The sequence below is a fragment of the Prolixibacter denitrificans genome, from assembly GCF_003014495.1.
GTDB classification, from domain to species: Bacteria; Bacteroidota; Bacteroidia; order Bacteroidales; family Prolixibacteraceae; genus Prolixibacter; species Prolixibacter denitrificans.
In genome coordinates, this window is the sequence record NZ_PYGC01000006.1 from 217,735 (window position 1) to 238,354 (window position 20,620).

The following is a 20,620-nucleotide window of genomic DNA, read 5'->3' on the forward strand; positions in this document are numbered from 1 at the left end:
TAAACTAAAATTAAATCATAATCAATGAAGAAGTTGTTGCTATTACTGGTGTTGCTGGCATTTCAGGTTGTGGCATTTGCTCAGCAAGGCACTGTGGTGGAGAGTCTCTCGATGAAAAGTGACCTCCTGAACCGTGATGTGAAATATTCCATTTACCTGCCGCCGGGCTATGATGATTCACAACGGGATTATCCGGTTCTTTATCTTTTACATGGATACTCCGATGACGAAACCGGCTGGATTCAGTTTGGCGAGGTAAATCGGATAGCTGACGAAGCCATTGACAGCGGTTCGTGTTCGCCGATGATCATCGTTATGCCGGATGCCAAAGTGACGTGGTATTGCAACGACTATCAGGGAAAAGACCCGTATGAGGATATGTTCATCAAAGAGTTTATCCCGTTTATCGAATCGCAGTACCGAATTCGCTCCAAAAAGGAATTCAGAGCGGTTGCAGGACTATCGATGGGCGGCTATGGAGCTCTGATGTATTCCATGAAGTATAATGATCTGTTTTCTTCGTGTGTCGCGTTCTCTTCCGGAACCTTCACCGATAAGGAGATTGTAAATATGCCCGATAAGAATTACACCATGTTCTTTGGCGATATCTTTGGAAAAAACCTGGAAGGCCAGGCGCGTATCAGTAAAAACTGGATTGAGCATAGTCCGCTGCATCTGGCTAAAGATATTCCGGCTGAAAAACTTCGCTCGGTAAGGTATTACATCGATTGCGGCGACGACGATTTCCTGTATAAAGGAAATTCAGCGCTGCACGTATTATTGCGCGATTTGAAAATTCCGCACGAATACCGCGTTCGCGACGGCTCGCACAGTTGGACATACTGGCGTACCGGATTACCTGCCGGACTGAAATTCATTAGTGAGTCTTTCCATCGATAGAGAAAAATGTTAACATGATACAGCCGCTGATTAGTCGTAACAACTTCAGCGGCTTTTTTTGCTTTGCCCTTAGGCGTTTAATTTCTGTTAATTATTATTAAATTTGAGAAGATCGGACTGCCCATCTTCCATAAATTCTTACCGCTCAACAGGTAACCATTTGATAGAGAGCAGGATTAAATGTTAGCGCAATGAAGGTGAACCTATTAACAGGAATGTTGATGTTCCTCTTCCTGATATTGGGAGGAGAGAAGCTTTATGCCGACGGCGATGCAAAAAAAGATTTGCCCGAGCTGACGGATAAATCAGCACTGACCGACCGGGATAAGATTGACATGTTATTGAATTCGTGTGATGAAAATCTTTATTCCGATCCGCAGACAGTTAGGTTGCAGCTTCCCGGAATTTTGAGTTATGCCACGCGTGTAGGTTACGAAAAAGGAATTGCCGATGCCAGGCAGTACTACGGTATTCTGTATCAGCAGGACGGCGAATTAAGTCAGGCAATGTCCTCATATGAAGCGGCTTTAGCGATTTACGAAAAAATTGGTGATGAGCGTGGTGCGGCACATGCACACAATAACATCGGACTTATTTTTCACCGAAAAGGACAATATGTAAAAGCACTGCAGAATTACCAGGCAGCACTGAATTACTACGATACACATCACATTATCCATCCGCTGATAACGACTTTAACCAACATTGCCAGTGCTTACATCACCATTGGATTGATAAACGAAGCTGAAGACTATAATAAGCGCGCCCTGGATTTAGCTGAAAAAAATGGATTCAAAGACAAGCTGGCAACCAGTTTGGTTAACATGGGAGTTATCTCGTCGAAACGACACAAACTGGTAAATGCAAAACAGTATTATACCCGCGCCCTCAGCGTGTATGATGAATTGGATAATCAACGAGGTGTTGCCAACTGCTTGTTAAATATTGGAGTTATTCTTCAAAAGCAGGGCGAAATGCCGAAAGCATTTGAACATACTCTTCAGGCAATGTCCTTATTCAAAGAGATGAACGATCACAGCCGGATTTCTCAGTGTATCAATAATATTGGAGTTATTCTTGAAAAAGTAGGTTCCTACGAAAAAGCAATTAATTATTATTCGGCTGCTCTCAAGATTGTTGGTGACATGGGCGTGAGTAATGAAGTAGCCCGGATATACAAGAATCTGTCGAAGGCATATGCCGGTTTGGAGAACTATAAAGAAGCGCTTTATTATCATGAAAAGTATAAGTCGTACAGTGACTCGGTTATCAGTCTTGCGAAGTCGCAGCAAATTGCCGAGTTGCAGACCAAATACGAGACTCAGAAGAAAGAGCAGCTGATTGAACTTCAGCAAGCCAAATTGGAAAGGCAAAAACTGTTGGGAAATACGTTGCTGGGACTAACTATTTCTATCCTTCTCGTTGCCGGATTGATTATTTACGCGTACGTTCAGAAGCGTTTGGATAACGAGAAAATTACGCAACAGAATACAGAGATTGCCCGGCAAAATGAAAAGCTGGCGATGCAAAAAAATACACTAGAGGAACTGAACCAAACTAAAGACAAGCTTTTCTCTGTTATTGGTCACGACCTTCGGGGACCGATCGCTAATATGCGCTCGATTTTCGATATGGTTCTGGAGGACGAATTCACCGACCGGAAAGAACTCTTCGATGTGATGAAGGTGTTGCGCGACAAAACCTGCGACACGCACAATTTGCTGGAGAATCTCCTCTATTGGTCTCGTTCGCAGCAAGGACGAATTACACCCAATCAAGGAGTGGTTGATCTGAGCGAATTGGTTGAGGACTCACTCGACCTGATTAAAGCGGATGCAAAAGTAAAAGGCATCGACATGGAAATTAAGATGGAAGGCGCAGTGCTCTCGTATTGCGACGCGGATATGATAAATCTGGTACTGCGAAACCTGCTTAGCAACGCCATCAAATTTACGCCGTCAGGAGGCCGCATTATTCTGGAAATAGAACAGAATGACCAGAATATTAAGGTGGCTGTAAGAGATACCGGCGTTGGTATTCCGAAAGAGAATATTCCCAAGTTATTCGATAAAGAAACCTATTTCACAACCTATGGAACGAACAAGGAGAAAGGCTCTGGTCTGGGCCTGAATCTTTGCCGTGAATTTGTGGAAGCCAATAGCGGAAACATTGCTGTCGACAGTCAGCAGGGAAAAGGCTCGGTATTCTACTTTACCTTGCCATTGGCCGGTTCACGTCAGTTGGCCGACAAACAGTTCTCCGACGTATAATTCTCCGAAGCTTACAGGCTCGTGTGCAGAATAAATGTGATGATTACCGGCACCAATATCGTCAAAACAATTCCGCTGAAAAGCGATATGATTGCATAATCTTTTCCTGAATAGCGGGTAATAATCGGCAAGGTTGTATCCATCGCAGTAGCGCCACCACTCATAATGCCGGCCAGTTTTCCAAAATACTTGACAAAAAGAGGCGTCAATAATAACGTAGCTACTTCGCGGATGATATTCGAAAGCAAGGCCATCACGCCAAGCGTTTCGCCATGCATTTGTGTAATGAAAATACTGGAAAGGCTGTAATATCCGTAGCCGGCACCTACGGCCATGGCTTCTCTGATAGTTAAGTTGGGAAGAAATAGGGAAACAATCGTAACCCCGATGGCTGTTCCTACCATGACTCCCAGCGGCACCAGAAATATTTTCACATTGATGGTCTGGATAACCTTCCATGATTTTCGGTCGGCCCCGATGCCAATTCCCACCAGGAACATCAGTATGTATAATGCATACATGCTGAAATCGGTTTTTAGCAGAAACTCGGGGAGCGAATTGGTGACACCCAGAATAAGCCCTAGTGCGAAGAAAGAGAGAATAATGAGGCTGCCTTTCATAGTTTAATGGTTATTCAGGTGAAAAAATGCACGGTAGATTACCCATCCCATGCCGATACTTCCAATCAGGGCACCAATGGTTAGAAGAAGGGCTTGCAGGCCAATAGAATCCAGGCTTTGTATGACCGCTTTATTGGTTCCTACCCCAACTCCCAGTAAGAACAATAACAAGTATATCGCCCATGATATCAGCCTGTCGTTGACTTTCATTATCGATGGAAATTTTCCCAGCCACAGCCCGGCTAAAATGCCGGCTACCATCAAGAGTAAAACAGTAATCATTTGCTCTTTTTCAATTTCGAATCGAAGCAAAGATAACACAATTAAAGCCTTCCGGGAAAAGAGCATCTTCGGGGGGATCGTCACAGATAAACGTTTAGGCAAATGAAATAAGCCGGGCGACAAAAATATTGTTTTGTTTTCTACCGGAAGGTGAACCTTTTAAAATAGCCTTTGTTTATCCTGTTATCCACGATTAATTAAGCGTTGTTGATTTATTTTTTGATGATTGAAAGTACAAGAAGTCATTAAAATGATGTGTACGATCTAACCATGGTATTCCGCCTTCAACCAGAATGGAAACCATGGTTTTTTTATTTGCTTCTGTCATTATTCCCAATTAGTAAAATCCCTTTATTTACGGCCTTTTTCAATCCTTTTTTGTACCTTTTGCCATTGGATTAGTTCTCAGTAATCTTAAATGATTCAGCTAAAATCTATCAATGATGAAGAGGATGAAATTATTTTTTACGGTGATATTAAGTCTGGCAACCTTGGTTGCTTTTGGACAGGAGAAACGTCCCGGTGTTTTTTATGGTGACGCGCAATATGGTACCAATCAATATATTCTGGATTTGAGTTGGGAGGGATTGCACAGTTTTCCTGTTCAGGCACTTTCACCGAGCATTCGGGTACTGATTCTCGATCACAATAATCTAACGGAAATTCCCAATAACATTACTGCAATGAAGAATCTCCGGACGTTGTCGTTGCGGGATAATGATTTGCGATCGGTGAATAAAGTGCTTGAATTATGTGAAAACCTGGAAGAACTCTATCTGAATGATAATCCGAACTTGACGGAATTACCCTATACACTTTCCAATTGTAAAAAACTGAAACTAATCGATGTCAGCAATACAGGCATTCATCAACCGCCAGCCTGGCTGAGGGGAATGAAACAGCTTTACTATTTCAAATACACCAAAATAGTGAGTGGGGACAAAAAGAAGTAGCTGTTTGATACCGTAAACTATTAAACACCAAAATATCATAACCTATGAAATGGATTCTGACGTTCCTGGTTTGGAGCAGTTTATGTCTGACTGTCTTTGGACAGGAAGTGCCTTCGAATGAGATTAATCCTTCCTTATTAAATCGGCCATGGAGTGCACGTTGGATAAGTCATCCGACAGCTTCGCCAGTGGAATATGGCGTCTATCACTTCCGGAAGAGTTTCGATTTAGCAGATGTTCCCGGTAAGTTTATTGTAAATATTTCCGGCGATAACCGGTATCGCTTTTTTGTTAACGGAACCCCTGTTTGCGAAGGGCCAGCGAGAGGAGACATCGAGCACTGGCGTTTTGAGTCGGTCGATATAGCTCCTTATCTCAGAAAAGGAAAAAACGTTTTGGCTGCCGAAGTCTGGAACTTTGCACTAAGAAGACCGGTAGCGCAGTTTTCGTTGATGACAGGATTCATTGTACAGGGAAATTCTTCGAAAGAAGAGATGGTGAATACTAATTCGTCGTGGAAAGTGATGAAGGATAAGGCATATAGTCCGGGAGAAGATCCGGGAAGGTTGCTCCACGCGTATATTGTCGTTGGTCCGCCCGATGTGGTTGACGGCTCCAAATATCCATGGGGTTGGGAGAACATCGATTATGACGATTCCGCGTGGAAGCAGGTCAGCCAAATGAACAACGGTCAACCCAAAGGAATCGGAACGGAAACTTCCTGGACTTTGACTCCACGGGAAATTCCATTCATGGAAAAGAAACAGGAGCGCATGAAATCGGTGAGGAGAAGTGAGGGGATTAGTGTTCCTGATAATTGGCTTCAGGGAAAGGCACCTTTAACCATTCCGGCTAATCACAAAGTTTCGATTTTGATTGACAACGGTGTTTTGACGACGGCTTATCCTCAGTTATTTGTAACAAAGGGAAAAGGAGCGACTATCAAAGTCAGCTATGCGGAAGCACTCGTCGACGAAAATGGACAAAAGGGTAACCGCGATGATATTAAAGGAAAAAAGCTGCTGGGATATACCGATGTTTTTCTTCCCGATGGCGGAACGAATCGCATGTTCCGGTCGTTGTGGTTTAGGACCTACCGCTATATCCGGATGGATATTCAAACAGGCGATGAACCGCTGACCATCGATGATTATTACGGGATGTTTACTGCCTACCCGTTGGTCGAAAAAGCAGCATTTGCCTCCAGCGATTCGACACTGAAGCAAATCTGGAACGTTGGTTGGCGAACAGCGCGTTTATGCGCCAACGAAACCTATTTCGATTGTCCGTATTACGAACAATTGCAGTATGTGGGCGACACGAGAATACAGGCTCTGATTTCGTTGTACGTGTCGGGTGATGATCGGCTAATGCGCAAAGCGATTCAATTGTTTAACGATTCCCGTTTTTCCGAAGGTCTGACAAGAAGCCGCTACCCTTCTTATTTACCGCAAATTATTCCGCCATACTCATTGTTTTGGGTGGATATGGTGAATGATTACCGAATGCTTCGTGATGATTCAACTTTTGTAAAGAGCAATCTTTGGGGAATTGAGAACGTTATGCATTGGTTTGAGCAACGCATCGATCCGAAAACCGGTTTATTGGGAAAAGTTGAATATTGGAACTTTGTCGACTGGGCCGAAGAATGGGGCTGGAGTAGAGAGTCGCAGATGGGAGGAATGCCAGCCGGTGGTTTTCATGGTCAAAGTGCCATGTTGACATTGCAGTTTGCCTACAGCGCACAGCACGCCGCCGAAATCTTCAAGCAATTCAATGACACTTGCCTTTCTCAGAAATATCAGAAATTAGCAGATAACCTTGTGAAAGCAGTTCGCCAAAACTGCTGGGACGAATCGCGGGGATATTTTGCGGACACGCCGGAGAAGAAGGAGTTCAGTATGCATACCAACATCTTTGCTGTGTTGACGGGGGCGATTGAAAAAGGCGATGCGAATGGTTTTATTCGAAAAATGACGAACGACACTTCGCTGATTCAACCGACCATGTATTTCCGGTTTTATCTGACGCAGGCGATGAAGAAAGCCGGTTTGGCTGATAAATACCTGAATACCCTTGGTCTTTGGCGTGACATGTTAGCAAAAGGACTAACCACCTTTGCAGAGAAGCCCGATCCGACGCGCTCCGACTGTCACGCCTGGAGTGCCAGTCCTGACTATGATTTGCTTGCAACGGTCGCTGGTATCGAGCCGGCTTCACCCGGCTTTCAAACAGTGAAAATAGAGCCGGCGTTGGGCCCATTGCAGTTTGTCAAGGGTAAATTCCCTCATCCGGACGGAATGATTGAATTTGATTTGCATCGGAAGGGGAAAGTCGGAATTACCGGGCAGATTGTTTTGCCGGCAAACCTCACCGGTGTTTTCCGTTGGAACGGAAAAGAAGTTCGGTTGCATTCAGGAAGTCAGGAGATCAATCTGTAAGAATTAGCAGATCAGAAAGAGTAGTAGACAGCAAGGTTCACGGCATCAATTCGGGGATTGTAGCCGGAGTATTCGTAGATTATTTCTGCATCGATGCCGAGCCAACGTTGCTTTATCTGAACGAGGTCGAGGTGAAATCCGCCACTGAAGCCGGGGCGCAATTTGGTAGATTCTTCGAGATAGTCACTGGTTCGTTGCATCAAATCATTTTCGTTAGTCGAATGGAATTTGGAGAAGAGTATTTCGGCCAGAATACCTGTCTGCAAATGCAAGCGGGAGAATTTTCCCGGTAGGGGAGTAACAACCAGATTGACGCGTGGCACCACCCGAAGGTCTTTGCTATCAAAGGTTGAACGCCAGTATGTCGTTACATTTTTCCAAGCCGAATGTCGGTAAGAAAACCAGATACCGGGTGATATTCCGATCACTGTACTGATCTCCCGCGTGTAATCGGCCATCAGGTAAGGGCCGCGGCGGTCGATACTCCCCTCGAACAATACACCGGCACCTATCCTGAACCTATTTCTTCCCTCTGGAGTTGTTTGAGCACTCAACCTTGCCGAAAATATGATTAAGATAATGGTTGTCAGATAAATGGTTAGTTTCGAGCGATTCATAAGCTACAATTAAGCCAATTGATCAAAAGGTAATCCGGATTAAAAATAACGAAATCGTTGAAATTACCTGCTAAGCAAACAAAACAAGGCCTAAACCGTTATAGATCGATAGAGAAAAGAGTAAGATAGTGTCTTCACAAATCAATTGAAATTAAACTGTAAACACATGAAAAAGTTATTTCTTTTATCTGCATTATTCATTGCAGGACTAACCATGTCGGCTAATGCGCAGGTTGTAAAGGACCATGCAATTGGTTTGCGTTTTGGAGGCGGAAATGGTTTTGGCACTGAAGTGTCCTACCAGCACGGTTTATCTAATTTGAATCGACTGGAATTTGATTTGGGTTTGATTTCGCACAGCGATTACACAGCCTGGGGACTCACCGGAATTTATCAGTGGGTATGGCCTTTGGGCGATGGTTTCAACTGGTATGTTGGTCCGGGTGTTAAAGTTGGCTCGTGGGATTACAAAAACAGTTATACCGGAAGCGGTAGCAGTGGATTTTATCTGGCTGCAGCCGGAAATGTCGGAATTGAATATGCATGGCCTTTTGGCTTGCAACTTGGCTTGGATATGAGACCAGAGCTGGGATTGGTAAATCATGGCGATAATTTTGATTTTAACCTGGGACTTGGAGTCCGTTACCAGTTCTGACGTTGTAGAAAATAATAGCATTACAAAAGAGAGATGCCGTTTCAAATTGCATCTCTCTTTTTTTATTTCATACAATTCTTATTCAGGAGTTTTCAATCATATAAATCAACTCCTTCACAATATTATCGGTTCCTTCGGCTATTTGTGTAATCGTCGCATCGAGCATGTAGCAGGGAGTTGTGACCAGTTTGTACTTTTCGTCGATAATGATTTCCCCGTGATCGGTGATGTGGTGGGCACCTCCCATTTTACTGATAGCTTCAGCCGTTTCCTGGTCTTCGCCAATCGTAACGTCAACCTCGGGTAGGACACGTGCCATCAAAACCGGAGAGATACAGATTGCTCCGATCGCGAGGCCTTCGTCGACAGAAGCTTTGATGACTTTTTCAACTTCCGGATCCACACTACACTCCGGACCATCGAATGCAAAAGTGCAAAGGTTTTTGGCTACTCCAAATCCTCCGGGAAAAACAATCGCGTCAAAATCGTCTGGAGAGAACTCCGTTAGTGGTTTGATGTCGCCACGGGCAATTCGTGCAGCTTCCACCAACACATTGCGTTTTTCGGGCATTTCTTCACCGGTAAGGTGATTAACAACCTGGGCTTGTTCCTTGTCCGGAGCAAAACATTGATAGGTTCCGCCGGCTTTGGCAATCGAAAGCATCGTTAACGTGGATTCATGGATTTCGGCACCGTCAAAAACACCGGAACCGGCTAGAACTACCGCAAACTTTTTTGTCTTCATTGAATATAGATTCTGGTTTCTCAGTAAAGTTAGTCTATCAGGGCTAAGTATGAAAGGAATAAGGCTGATAAACGGCGATTTCTCGTTTCATCTTTTCTTCTTATTTGTATAATTATGTGGATTTGCGGGTATAAACAAACAAATTTAACCCGGATGCATTTTTCACGTCGAACATTTTGAATTAATTTCGGTTTATCTAGTGGTACTTTGAAGTATCATAAAAAATAATGAATTAAAGAATGTTCCCGGTTTAATCGGGATCGTGTGAAAATCAAAATAATCAATACACATGAAAGAAAACGCTGAAAAAGTTACGTTTGCCGGAAATCCGGTGACACTTGTTGGAGATGAAATAAAAGTTGGACAGAAAGCTCCTGAATTTACCGTTGTAGGAGCCGATTTAAGTCCGGTTAAATTAAGTGATTATGCAGGGAAAGTGGTGGTAATCGCCGTTTATCCTTCCATCGATACCGGTGTTTGTGCTGCACAAAACCGTCGTTTTAATGCCGAAGCTGACAAGTTGGGCGATGCCGTTGTTCTGTCGGTATCCTGCGATTTACCGTTTGCTCAGAAGCGCTTTTGCGGAGCAGAAGGATTGGACAATATCGTAACCCTGTCGGATCACCGCGATACAGACTTTGGTCTCAAATACGGATATCTGATTAAAGAGCTACGCCTGTTGGCTCGTGGAACAGTTATCATTGACAAAGACGGAACCATAAAATACGTGGAATTCGTTTCTGAAATTACGAATGAACCTGATTACGATTCGGCATTGAAAGTGGTAAAAGAGCTGCTTTAATTCTCGAATTGATAAGAGATAAAAGCTGGTTGGACATGAAGAAAAAACTTCAGCCAACCAGCTTTTTTATACCTGTTGTTACTTCTTTGCTACACCTATTCCTGGTATTTCATCGGAAAGAGAATACACCGGTTCGGAAAATTCGGGACCACCGGTAAATGGGTCCTGTGCCGGTTCCAAATGCGGGTCCAGGTCAACAAATCGAAAGCCGCCTAATCCGGCTGCCAGATGTACGGCACATCCGAGTCCCAGCCTTGATTCAATCATACAGCCAATCATCAGTTCCATGTTAGCACTACGGGCAATGGCTGCAATATCCAACGCCTCTACGATTCCTGATTTCATGAGTTTTATATTAATCAGGTCAGCGCAGCCGGCCTGTACCACTTTGATAGCATCAGTTGCCGTAAAGACCGATTCGTCTGCAGCAATGGGTACCGATGTGTGGTCCTTGACGAACTTCATCCCACGCAAATCATCCTTCCTCACCGGTTGTTCAAATAGTTCGGGCCGTATATTGTTCTTTTTCAGTTCTCCTAGAAAATGAACTGCATCGGCGGGAGAATATCCCTGGTTGGCATCCAGCATGAGGTAGCAATTCGGGGCGCCGTCTTTAATCGCCAGTAACCGGTCAATATCTTCCACCAGGTTCTTGCCAACTTTTGTTTTTAGCGTATTGTATCCTTTGCCGGCGAGTTTAGCCGCATTTTTCCGGGCTGTTTCCGGCGAAACGATGTCGATAGTATAGTCGGTTTCGATTTTGTTCTCGGCTTTGCCCAGAAAAGTATACAGCGGCGTATTCAGCGATTTGGTAAAGGCGTCGATCAATGCCATTTCGATAGCGCTGCGAGCTGTTACCTGAACGCCATACACACTTTTCAGGTGTTTCGATATTTGCCGGAAATCGGCCACATCTTTCCCGACGAGGAAATCTCGGCAGCTATTGAGCGTGGCTAACGCTGTAGCCTGGTTTTCTCCGTTTACCGGTTCCAGCGGAGCAGCTTCACCATAACCTTCCAAGCCGTTTTCGAGCCGGACGATGATGAGCACATTCTCCATCTCGTATTTCACTCCAGTGGCTATTGTAAAAGGTGCGTCCAGCGGGATGTTGATGGTTTCGATGAAAACCTCTTTAATCGTCGTGGGTGTCATATTTTTTCTCTCCATTCTTTTAATGTGTGTAAAAGATGATGAATTTGTTCTTCGGTATGCGTGCTCGATACGGTGATTCGCACAATGAACTGACTTGTTTTTACCGGGTAGTCAACTGCCGGCGCCACAATTCCATTTTCTTCGAGGTATTGGGATAAAGCGTTGGCAGTCTGCTTTTCTTTAAAACAAAGAGGAATAATAGGAGTAGTTCCTTTTGTTGTCGAAAACGCCAGTTCTTCAACTCCCTTCCGGAGAATTCTGGTGTTTTCCATCAAACGGGTTCGCAGTTCCGGGCGACTCATGATTTGTTTCACGGAAGATAAACCCGCTGCTACAACCGGCGGAGGCAAGGCAGTAGAAGCACCGTAGAACGTTGATTTCTTCCGGATAGTGTCTGTCAGTTCGTGACTACCGGAAATAAAGCCGCCATAAGAGCCGATGGCTTTACTCATGGTTTCACTTTGAAACAGGCCCGGTGCTTGGTCCAGGTGGAAGTGCTCTGGCGTACCCCGGCCATTTTCTCCCAGAACGCCGGTCGCATGAGCATCATCTACAATCAGCAGTGCTCCGTACTTTTGCGCCAACAAATAGAGCTGGTCGACTGGAGTGATTTCTCCCGTAAGGGCAAATACACCATCGGTTATAATTAAGGGCCTCTTTTTCGAAGAAGATTTTAGCAATTGTTCCAAGTGGTTGGGATTGGTATGCTTATAATATTCCACAGTCGAAACGTCGCGCGGAATACCGTCTGTAATGCTCGAATGTGCCATCGAATCGACGAAGATGGAATCGTATTTCTCCCTTAGCACATGAAGCAGAATTTTATTTCCCATATACCCGGAAGCAAATACCACCGCATCCTGTTTAGCTTTGAATTCAGCCAGCGTTTTTTCCAGTTCCAGGTGAATGTCGGCAGTGCCGGTCGTTTGCCGGGAAGCGGCGAAGTTTACCCCATATTTTTTGAGAGCATCGACAGCGTTGTTTACCAGCGTCGGGTCATTGGCAAGTCCCAGGTAGTTGTTTCCGGCAAAATATGACAACGTCCTGTCATTTAACCTGATAGTTTGACCAACTCCGCCGTTTAAAATATTCATAAGAAGAATTTTAGAAGTAGTAGGACAAGCAGAAACCCGCTTTGTCTATATTGGTATTAATGTAAGTTATCATACCAATATGATGGAGTCAAATATAGTAAAAAGAAGCCAACATCTTAGTGGAATGCAGGTTTTCTTACCAGGAAGCAGCTCTTTTCCTGAGCAGGAACAAAAGAAGTAAGATTACTTTTCCAGTAAATCGCGGATAACGATCGAACCAATAAAACAACCAAATGCGGGTGGCATGTAAGAGATGGTTCCGACAGTCGATTTCTTGTTCTGCGATTCCTCGATGATGAGCTTTGATTTGTCGACGTCCTCGGGCGAAAACACGACTTTGATTCCTTTGTTGATGTTTAGTTTTCGTAGTCTTTTGCGAATCATTTTGGCCAAGGCACAGTTATACGATTTTGAGATATCGGCGACCCGAATTTGAGTTGGGTCGAGTTTGCCGCCGGCTCCCATAGAACTCACAACCGGAAGCTGTCGTTCTTTTGCCTGCTGCAGCAGGTAAACCTTCGGCGACAAGGTATCGATACAATCAACGACATAATCATACGGATAGGCATCGAGTACCTCTTCCATTCGCTCATCTTTCAGGTACTCGTTGATAATTTCCAGTTCAATCTCCGGATTGATATCCCGGAACCGGGCACCCATGACTTCGGCTTTGGGCTTTCCTTCGTTGGAGACAAGCGCCGGTAACTGACGGTTCCGGTTGGTCATTTCTACAGAATCTCCGTCTACGATGGTCATTCTTCCCACGCCTGCGCGGCAAATGGTTTCAGCTGCATAAGCGCCAACACCGCCTAATCCAACAACTAATACATGCGCGTTCTGTAACTTTTCAATTCCGGTGCTCCCAACCAGAAGCTCCGTCCGTTTGTACCATTTCATTTTAGGAAAAAATTATGCCCGGACAATGGGTCCGAAGATTTTTTTTAGGTTGCCAAAGATATGCATTTTCAGATCTTCGGGAGGCATATTGTTGAGAAGAGCAACTTCGTGGTAAATCTCTCTGATATCTACGTTGGTATCATCGGTTTCGATGAATAGATTCTCTATCGGAATGATTTCGATGGATTCGCGAAGTTTAGCACGGCGGTCGAGTAGGTGAGAACCAATGGAAAAGATAAAATTCTTTTTGAGTAGTTGTTGCGTGGTTTGCAGATTGCCGGTATAGCCATGTAATATCCAGGGAATGGAGGTGTCTTTTTTCAATCGGCTCACATCCTGCCAACATCTTACACAATGGATGATAATTGGTTTTCCGATTTTTTCTGCTGCTTCAATATGAAGTTGGAAAATCTCTTCCTGAATAGCAAGCGAAGTGTGAATGGAACGGTCGAGGCCAGTTTCACCGATACCGACAATATATGGATTTCCGATGTTGCGCTCCAGCATTTCGCGCGCTTCGTCCGGCGTGAACAGATGGGCATGCCACGGATGTATGCCTGCAGTTACAGGATAATTCAGCGAAGGATTCTGCTCAAAATCCTGTAAAAACAAGCTTTGCAGCTGAAATAGGTCTTCCTGTTCAACCGCGTCGTGTGTATGGATGTCGATATAGGGAACAGGCACAACTATGCTTTTTATCAAATGTAATGATTATTTTCGGATAGAATTAACTAGAAAAGTAGATTAGGGATGACTAAAATTGAAATTTCCGTTGATTTGAAATCGCATGTACCTGAAATGGTTCTGGGGTGCATCGAGTGTGATGTACAAATCGGACTGTCGGGAGAGGAGTTATTGAACCGGATGAAGGAAACGGAAAATAGAATTAAAGAGCATCTTCCATTGAATAAAATAAGCCAGAAAAGTGCGATTCAGGCATCGCGTAAAGCTTATAAAGCATGCGGAAAAGACCCGGCACGGTACCGCCTTTCGGCGGAAGCCTTGACGCGACGTGTTGTTCGTGGATTAGGACTTTATCACATCAACAATATTGTCGATCTGGTTAATCTGATTTCGCTGGAAACCGGAATTTCCATCGGGGGTTATGATGTGGAAAAAATCGTAGGCGATGTCCAAATGGGAATTGGTAAAAACAACGAGCCTTACCAGGCGATTGGCCGGGGAGAACTTAACATCGAATTTTTACCGGTTTTCCGTGATGAGGAATCGGCGTTTGGAAGTCCGACAAGTGATTCAGAACGAACCTCAGTTACCAATGCAACCAAACGTTTTCTGATGGTGATAATTGGCTTCTCTGGTCAGGAAGAAACCGAAAAAGCAATGGAACTTGCTGTTGAGCTATTGACTCGTTATGGCAAGGCCAAAAAATTGGAACAATGGATTGTTGAATAAGCGTGTGCAAAGAAGATAAAAGGACTATTTTTGCGTGAAATAATGCAGACACATTTAAGCAAACACTAATGAAGAAACTTACCGGATTTATATTACGTCTCCTGGGATGGAAAGCGATGAGCGGTGTTGCTCCTGAATCGAAATGTATTATTCTGGGCGCACCGCATACCTCAGCTCTCGATTTTGTCATTTCATGGATTTATTATACCAGCGTAGGTGGGAAAGCTTACGTGATGATAAAAAAGGAGTTTTTCTTCTGGCCCCTGGGATACATCGTTCGTGCCATGGGGGGTATTCCGGTCGACCGGAAAAAAGGGGCGAATGTCTTGAAGCAAGTCGTTGATGAATTTAAAAAACGCGATTACATGCATCTGGCCATTGCACCGGAGGGAACCCGTAAACCCACAGCACGCTGGAAAGGCGGTTTTCATACGATGGCCCGTTTGGCTGGTGTTCCGGTTTATTTGGGCTATTTTGATTGGGGCAAAAAAGAAATAGGCTTCAATGAAAAATTTGAACTATCCGATGACCTGAACGCCGATCTGAAGCGGGTGCGTCAGTGGTACAAGGACAAAGGCGTACAGGGAAAACATCCGGAGATGTTTAATACCGGAAACGATTTGGATTAAAAAAAGCAGCTTATGAAAAACGGAAACGATCTTCGCATTACACTCATACAACCGGATCTTTATTGGGAATCTCCACAGAAAAACCGGAACCATTTAGAGGAAATGATCGATTCCATTGGAGGACCGACCGACCTGATCGTCCTTCCGGAGATGTTCACTACCGGTTTTTCAATGAATGCCCTGGCTTTGGCTGAACCGATGGATGGTGACACTATGCAATGGATGAAGAAGAAAGCTGCCGAATTGGATGCAGCTGTATGTGGAAGTGTTATTACGGAAGATGCCGGAGGTCGTTACAACCGTTTACTGTTTGTTCAACCCGATGGAAGTTATGCCACCTACGATAAAAGGCATTTGTTCCTCATTGAGGGTGAAATAGGTGTTTTCGAACCGGGGAAAGAGCGGGTGATAGTCAATTTCAGGGGATGGAGAATCGCTCTTTACATATGTTATGATGTAAGGTTTCCCGTTTGGTCACGTAACCAGAAAGACACCGATTTAGCCCTTTACGTAGCCAATTGGCCGGCTTCTCGTACGCAGGTGTGGCAAACGTTGCTAAAAGCCCGCGCTATCGAAAACCAGATTTATGTAGCGGGTGTGAACCGGGTTGGCTCTGACGGAAATGACATAGATTACTGTGGCGATTCGCTGCTGGTAAATCCTCGGGGAGAAGTGATGCATCGACTGGAGAACCGGGAAGAAGTCATTACAGACACACTTTCGATGGAGAGCCTTGAAAGCTTCCGTATAAAATTCCCGGTAGGAAATGATGCCGACGATTTTCGGTTGCTCTGATTTAGATGGAGCTGGTTAGCAACAACCGGATAATGACGACTGAAATAAACGCCAGGGCAACAATCATCAGTGTTCCCAGCTGCTCAATGGTGCGGCGGTGAAGCATGATTTCGTTGGGAAGTAAAGTCACTTCTTCTCCCGTTAAGGCATTTAACGTTGCCCGGGATAGTTTGTAGAAGAAGAAATTCGGAATGAAATAGACCAAGCCGGGAACCAGCAGGAATATAGCTTTAAATTCAGCTGCATAATGATGTGCGAAAGCCGGAAAACCGGCAGGCAATTGAATAAAGCGGCTCGAATAAATGGCTACTGCCATATAAATACCTGTAAAAGCAAAGCCAATTATTGACAGAAATACACCCCATTTTGCCGTCGCATGCAAATCGCGCAAAACATAATCCGACTGTTGATAATCCTGAATTTCCATGAGAAATAATTTGGTTTAGAGGAATTAATCTAAACTTACAGAAACGCAGAGTAATAGTCAATATCGCTTGCTCAAAAAACGTACGTTATCAACAGTTTGTTAACAAGTTTCTAACGAGATTTCAACGAACGATCGCTGACGAACACCACGCGGTGATCTTCGCTGAATTTTCAGACAAATTACTTCCTTTTGTTTTTCGAAATATTCTGAGTGATTTGAGGTTGAAGTAGGAGAGTATGCACTTAAAACGAATCGTTACCCAAAATATTTTCGAGATGGCTACTTTTTCCTCACAGTCTACTTCTACTTACAAAAACTAATCGTTTAGTTGGAAAACTAAAAAATTAGTTTTACTATTGTGAATAGATTTCCATGCGCAGGAAACAGGTTATAGAAAAAATCGAAAAACTGGATAATATGAAAAAGGAAAAGAGATGGGGCATACCGCCCTGATTTTTTTATCTCGATTAACTAAAAAAATAGTTTGAAATAAATAACTACTTCGGTACCTTTAGCCGAAGGAATAAATGTTATTGAATAATAGTCAACTTACAATGAAAGAACTGACAAGAGCAGAAGAACAGGTGATGCAACTACTGTGGGATATGGACAAGGCGTTCGTACGCGATATCATCGACGAGATGCCGGAGCCGAAACCAGCCTACAATACCGTTTCCACCATCGTCAGGATACTGGAGAAAAAGGGTTTTGTCGATCACAAGGCATACGGTAAATCGCATCAGTATTTTCCTATCGTCAGTAAAAAGGAGTACACCCGTTCGTTTGGGAAGCGTTTTATGCGGAACTATTTCGACGGTTCATTTAAGGAAATGGTTTCCTTTTTTGCCCGGGAGGACAAACTGGATATTCATGATCTGAATGACTTGCTGGAAGAAGTCCGGCGCGAGATAGATACAGATGATGAAAAGAAATCATGAAGTAATAATGATTGACAACTGACTTTAACTATTATGAGCACTTATATCAACTTCATAACAGAATCGGGAATAAGCCTCGGCTTACTCACCCTGGTCTATTTCTTCTTTCTTCGCAAAGAGACGTTTTTCCGGTTAAACCGTGTGTATCTTATCGTATCAGCTGTTTTTTCTGGTATACTTCCGTTGCTTCATATTCCGGTGTTTCTGAATTCGGCATCGTCCAATCTGGCGCTAATTGCCAGCGGACCTCGGGTTCTAGAAGCGGTAGATGTGTACGGTGGAGCCGGAGCCAATGCATCAGGATTATTTCTTTCATTGCCTCTCATTGGTCTGATATATTTTAGTGGCATTCTCTTTTTCGCGCTGCGTTTTACCTGGAAACTGGGCCAGATGGTCTTGTTGGTTCGCAGTGGTGAAAAACGCAAATACAAGGGCCTGACCATTGTCCGTCTGGGATTTGAAACATCCGCTTTTTCCTTTTTTCGCTGGCTTTTTGTTGGCCGCGATTTCCAATTCGGGACGGAGGAAAGCAATCATATCCTGAAACACGAGATGGTGCACATCCGGCAACGGCATTCCGTCGATGTTTTATTACTCGAATTGGTCGTTCTGGTACAATGGTTCAATCCATTCATCTGGTATTTGCGCCGAGCTGTAAGGGAAAATCACGAATTTCTGGCCGATGCGCTGGTGGTTAACAAGGGCATTTCGCCTGTACGTTACAAAGCCATGCTGATTGAACAGGTGACCGGCATTCAGCTTCAGGTCGCCAACAACTTCAATTATTCCTTACTAAAAAGCAGAATGAAAATGATTTCAAAAATAAAATCCCCTCGGTGGGCTGGATATAAATACCTGATTGGATTAATGACCATGCTGTTGCTGGTAGTTGTTTTTGCTTGCGAAAAAACGTCGGAGCCAGCAACTGATCAGGTTGCTGTTAAATCGGCATCAGTCGATAAGCAACCATTAATTTTAATTGATGAGGTCGTGGCCAGCAAGGCAGTGATGGATACTTTAGATCCGAAATCCATTGCCAAAATTAACGTTTTCAAAGACAAAAAGAGTTTAGAGGGATTCGCCGTGCATTACGGAGAAGATAATGTGAAGAACGGAGTAATGCAGATTTTTACCCAGAAGTTTCTTGATAAACTACAGGAGAATACGGTGGAGAAAAATGCCAGCATGACCGGGCAGAATACAGGTGATAACGCGGAATACGAGGGCTCTCCTGTATTCTTCATCGTAGAGAAAATGCCTGAGTTTCCAGGTGGTGATTTGGCACTTAGAAAATATATTGCGGCAAATATTCATTATCCCAAAGATGCCCAGGAGAATGGAGTTCAAGGCAAGGTTTACGTTAACTTCATCGTTACCAAAACAGGAGCTGTGGGAGGAGCAAAGATCGCTCGTGGCATTTCTCCTTCGTTGGATGCTGAAGCATTGCGGGTTGTAAACAATTTGCCCAAATGGACTCCCGGAACGCAAAGAGGAGAACCAGTGAACGTCCAGTTCACTGTGCCAATCAATTTTGTGTTGCAGTGAATAGCCGGACATCCCATACCCGAATTTAGGGTGGTCGTATCGCAATTTCACTTGCGTTGAAAAACAGTTGAATAAGATAAGAGGAGATGCCGGAGCGATTAGTTGATCAACGGCATCTCTTTTTTCTTTAAATCCCCCGATATGAATGAGAAACTGAAACAAGCAGCTTTGTGTCTTATTTTTCTCCTTGCTTTTTACCTACCGGCTACAGGACAAAATGACGACCTGGCTTATCTCCTTTATCAGGGAAAAACAGAACAGGTGATTAACCGCTTACAGCCAAAGCTTGAGGCGGGAAAGTTGGCTCCGGAGTCATTGCTTTTGTTGGCGCAAGCCTACCAGAAAGAAAAGCGATATAGCGACGTTTTAGACGTTTTGAAGAAGGGACCGGAAACTGCTCAATCTTTATCGTTGCAGGCCGAAGCCTATAGTATGCTCGGAAATCTTCCGGCAGCGGTTACCGTTTACACAAAAATGCTCACGACCGATCCTGACAACAGCGAAGCTCAGGTGGATTTAGGAAAACTCTACCTGCAACTCGATCGTGATTTGGATGCATTATACATATTCAAAGATTTAGCGACCCGCGATTCGACAAACTTTCTTTTTCGCCGGCTGTATGCATTAAGCTGTTACCGGACTGACCGGATTACGGATGCCGTTGACAACTATAAGTGGGTTATTGAGAAAAATCCCGATGACCTGGCTTCCTTGTTGAATTTAGTCAATATTCTGCAACAGCATAAGTTTTATGGGCCTGCCATTGATTACATTGAGAGTGCGCTGGAACATTTCCCGGATAATCTTCTTTTGAAGAAGAAAGCAGGAGAGGTGAATTTTTTGGCAAAGAATTACGAAAAAGCGGCAGACTACTACCAGGATGTTCTGCCTGCTGATTCTTCCTATATCGTGAAGAAATATTACGGGATCAGTTTGTTTTTTGAACGAAAAGAGGAGCTGGCGCTAAAGCTTCTTCAGTCGTGCTACAAAAAAGTTCAGACCGACGACATGGTTGCATTTTACATCGGTTTGTGTATGAAACGCAAGGCCGAATACAAGCAGAGCGCCCATTTCCTGGAAACAGCTATTCAACTGGCTACGCCTAACTACCTGGCTGATTTTTATCATCATCTGGCCGATGTGTACGACCGCGACCGGCGTTTTCAGGATGCTATTGATGGTTATAAGAAGGCACTCGAATACGACTCAACGCGCACCCGGGTATTGTTCGACATGGCCACTACTTACGAGGAATTCAATAACAACAAAACCATTGCGTTAGGATATTACCAGGCATACCTCAAACGCATGGGCGACTCCGACAATCCCAATGTCGATTATGCTTTGAAGCGTATCCGGAGAATCAAAGAAGATCTTTTCATGGATCAGTAAGAAAGGGCTTTTGAAAAGTATTTTTCAGCTGATAAAAAATTAGTAGCTTTCGA

At 44.1% G+C, this 20,620-nt stretch carries 21 protein-coding genes; 12 read left to right on the plus strand and 9 right to left on the minus strand.

Annotated features, from left to right (window positions below; all coding sequences use genetic code 11):
* Window positions 1–24: 24 nt before the first annotated feature.
* Window positions 25–900: an alpha/beta hydrolase gene (locus CLV93_RS13105; RefSeq protein ID WP_106542649.1), complete on the plus strand. Its 876-nt coding sequence runs from the start codon at window positions 25–27 to the stop codon at window positions 898–900.
* Window positions 901–1,091: 191 nt separating this feature from the next.
* On the plus strand, window positions 1,092–3,170 hold the full coding sequence (locus CLV93_RS13110) for a tetratricopeptide repeat-containing sensor histidine kinase (protein ID WP_106542650.1): 2,079 nt from the start codon (window positions 1,092–1,094) through the stop codon (window positions 3,168–3,170).
* Between the two features lie 11 nt (window positions 3,171–3,181).
* Here CLV93_RS13110 and CLV93_RS13115 read toward each other — a convergent pair whose 3' ends face one another.
* Both CLV93_RS13115 and CLV93_RS13120 read right to left on the minus strand, forming a co-directional pair.
* Window positions 3,182–3,790, minus strand: coding sequence for a LysO family transporter (locus CLV93_RS13115; protein WP_106542651.1), 609 nt, complete (start codon window positions 3,788–3,790; stop codon window positions 3,182–3,184).
* A gap of 3 nt (window positions 3,791–3,793) precedes the next feature.
* On the minus strand, window positions 3,794–4,102 hold the full coding sequence (locus CLV93_RS13120; RefSeq protein WP_170108940.1) for a LysO family transporter: 309 nt from the start codon (window positions 4,100–4,102) through the stop codon (window positions 3,794–3,796).
* Between the two features lie 422 nt (window positions 4,103–4,524).
* On the opposite strand from CLV93_RS13120, the gene CLV93_RS13125 reads away from it, so the two are divergent.
* Together CLV93_RS13125 and CLV93_RS13130 are read left to right on the plus strand one after the other, a co-directional pair.
* Window positions 4,525–5,025: a leucine-rich repeat domain-containing protein gene (locus CLV93_RS13125; RefSeq protein ID WP_170108941.1), complete on the plus strand. Its 501-nt coding sequence runs from the start codon at window positions 4,525–4,527 to the stop codon at window positions 5,023–5,025.
* A gap of 44 nt (window positions 5,026–5,069) precedes the next feature.
* Window positions 5,070–7,466 carry an alpha-L-rhamnosidase-related protein gene (locus CLV93_RS13130; RefSeq protein ID WP_106542654.1) on the plus strand — a complete coding sequence of 799 codons (2,397 nt, stop codon included), beginning with the start codon at window positions 5,070–5,072 and terminating at the stop codon, window positions 7,464–7,466.
* Between the two features lie 11 nt (window positions 7,467–7,477).
* On the opposite strand, the gene CLV93_RS13135 is transcribed toward CLV93_RS13130, so the two are convergent.
* Window positions 7,478–8,083, minus strand: a complete 606-nt coding sequence (locus tag CLV93_RS13135; protein ID WP_106542655.1) for a hypothetical protein — start codon at window positions 8,081–8,083, stop codon at window positions 7,478–7,480.
* Between the two features lie 166 nt (window positions 8,084–8,249).
* Between CLV93_RS13135 and CLV93_RS13140 the strand changes: the two genes are divergently transcribed.
* Window positions 8,250–8,738: a hypothetical protein gene (locus CLV93_RS13140; protein ID WP_106542656.1), complete on the plus strand. Its 489-nt coding sequence runs from the start codon at window positions 8,250–8,252 to the stop codon at window positions 8,736–8,738.
* An 82-nt stretch (window positions 8,739–8,820) separates the two neighbouring features.
* Here CLV93_RS13140 and elbB read toward each other — a convergent pair whose 3' ends face one another.
* Complete coding sequence (gene elbB / locus CLV93_RS13145; protein ID WP_106542657.1) at window positions 8,821–9,483, minus strand: isoprenoid biosynthesis glyoxalase ElbB; 663 nt, start codon at window positions 9,481–9,483, stop codon at window positions 8,821–8,823.
* A 289-nt stretch (window positions 9,484–9,772) separates the two neighbouring features.
* Between elbB and tpx the strand changes: the two genes are divergently transcribed.
* On the plus strand, window positions 9,773–10,285 hold the full coding sequence (tpx, locus tag CLV93_RS13150; protein WP_106542658.1) for a thiol peroxidase: 513 nt from the start codon (window positions 9,773–9,775) through the stop codon (window positions 10,283–10,285).
* Between the two features lie 78 nt (window positions 10,286–10,363).
* Here tpx and CLV93_RS13155 read toward each other — a convergent pair whose 3' ends face one another.
* The 4 genes from CLV93_RS13155 to CLV93_RS13170 all read right to left on the minus strand — a co-directional run bounded on the left by CLV93_RS13155 (window position 10,364) and on the right by CLV93_RS13170 (window position 14,112).
* Window positions 10,364–11,452, minus strand: a complete 1,089-nt coding sequence (locus CLV93_RS13155; RefSeq protein WP_106542659.1) for a dipeptide epimerase — start codon at window positions 11,450–11,452, stop codon at window positions 10,364–10,366.
* The gene (locus CLV93_RS13160) at window positions 11,434–12,531 is read right to left on the minus strand and encodes an aminotransferase class I/II-fold pyridoxal phosphate-dependent enzyme (protein WP_106542660.1); all 1,098 of its coding nucleotides are present in this window, start codon (window positions 12,529–12,531) and stop codon (window positions 11,434–11,436) included. The genes CLV93_RS13155 and CLV93_RS13160 overlap by 19 nt, the downstream gene beginning before the upstream one ends.
* Window positions 12,532–12,714: 183 nt before the next feature.
* Window positions 12,715–13,428, minus strand: coding sequence for a tRNA threonylcarbamoyladenosine dehydratase (locus CLV93_RS13165; protein ID WP_106542661.1), 714 nt, complete (start codon window positions 13,426–13,428; stop codon window positions 12,715–12,717).
* 12 nt (window positions 13,429–13,440) lie between these two features.
* Window positions 13,441–14,112, minus strand: coding sequence for a TatD family hydrolase (locus CLV93_RS13170; RefSeq protein ID WP_170108942.1), 672 nt, complete (start codon window positions 14,110–14,112; stop codon window positions 13,441–13,443).
* A 66-nt stretch (window positions 14,113–14,178) separates the two neighbouring features.
* Here CLV93_RS13170 and CLV93_RS13175 point away from each other — a divergent pair, with 66 nt between their 5' ends.
* The 3 genes from CLV93_RS13175 (at window position 14,179) to CLV93_RS13185 (ending at window position 16,265) form a co-directional block, all read left to right on the plus strand.
* A complete protein-coding gene (locus tag CLV93_RS13175; protein WP_106542663.1) occupies window positions 14,179–14,841 on the plus strand; it encodes a B3/B4 domain-containing protein in 663 nt (220 codons plus the stop codon).
* Between the two features lie 68 nt (window positions 14,842–14,909).
* Window positions 14,910–15,470 carry a 1-acyl-sn-glycerol-3-phosphate acyltransferase gene (locus CLV93_RS13180; protein ID WP_106542664.1) on the plus strand — a complete coding sequence of 187 codons (561 nt, stop codon included), beginning with the start codon at window positions 14,910–14,912 and terminating at the stop codon, window positions 15,468–15,470.
* A 12-nt stretch (window positions 15,471–15,482) separates the two neighbouring features.
* Window positions 15,483–16,265, plus strand: coding sequence for an amidohydrolase (locus CLV93_RS13185; RefSeq protein ID WP_106542665.1), 783 nt, complete (start codon window positions 15,483–15,485; stop codon window positions 16,263–16,265).
* A gap of 1 nt (window position 16,266) precedes the next feature.
* Here the strand turns inward: CLV93_RS13185 and CLV93_RS13190 are convergent, their stop codons facing one another.
* The gene (locus tag CLV93_RS13190) at window positions 16,267–16,692 is read right to left on the minus strand and encodes a hypothetical protein (RefSeq protein ID WP_106542666.1); all 426 of its coding nucleotides are present in this window, start codon (window positions 16,690–16,692) and stop codon (window positions 16,267–16,269) included.
* A 554-nt stretch (window positions 16,693–17,246) separates the two neighbouring features.
* Here CLV93_RS13190 and CLV93_RS13195 point away from each other — a divergent pair.
* From CLV93_RS13195 to CLV93_RS13205, 3 genes are all read left to right on the plus strand, one after another.
* Window positions 17,247–17,630 (plus strand): BlaI/MecI/CopY family transcriptional regulator, encoded by a 384-nt coding sequence (locus CLV93_RS13195; RefSeq protein WP_106542667.1) that lies wholly within the window; start codon window positions 17,247–17,249, stop codon window positions 17,628–17,630.
* A 33-nt stretch (window positions 17,631–17,663) separates the two neighbouring features.
* Window positions 17,664–19,175 carry a M56 family metallopeptidase gene (locus CLV93_RS13200; RefSeq protein WP_106542668.1) on the plus strand — a complete coding sequence of 504 codons (1,512 nt, stop codon included), beginning with the start codon at window positions 17,664–17,666 and terminating at the stop codon, window positions 19,173–19,175.
* A 141-nt stretch (window positions 19,176–19,316) separates the two neighbouring features.
* A complete protein-coding gene (locus CLV93_RS13205) occupies window positions 19,317–20,567 on the plus strand; it encodes a tetratricopeptide repeat protein (protein ID WP_106542669.1) in 1,251 nt (416 codons plus the stop codon).
* The last annotated feature ends 53 nt before the right edge of the window (window positions 20,568–20,620 follow it).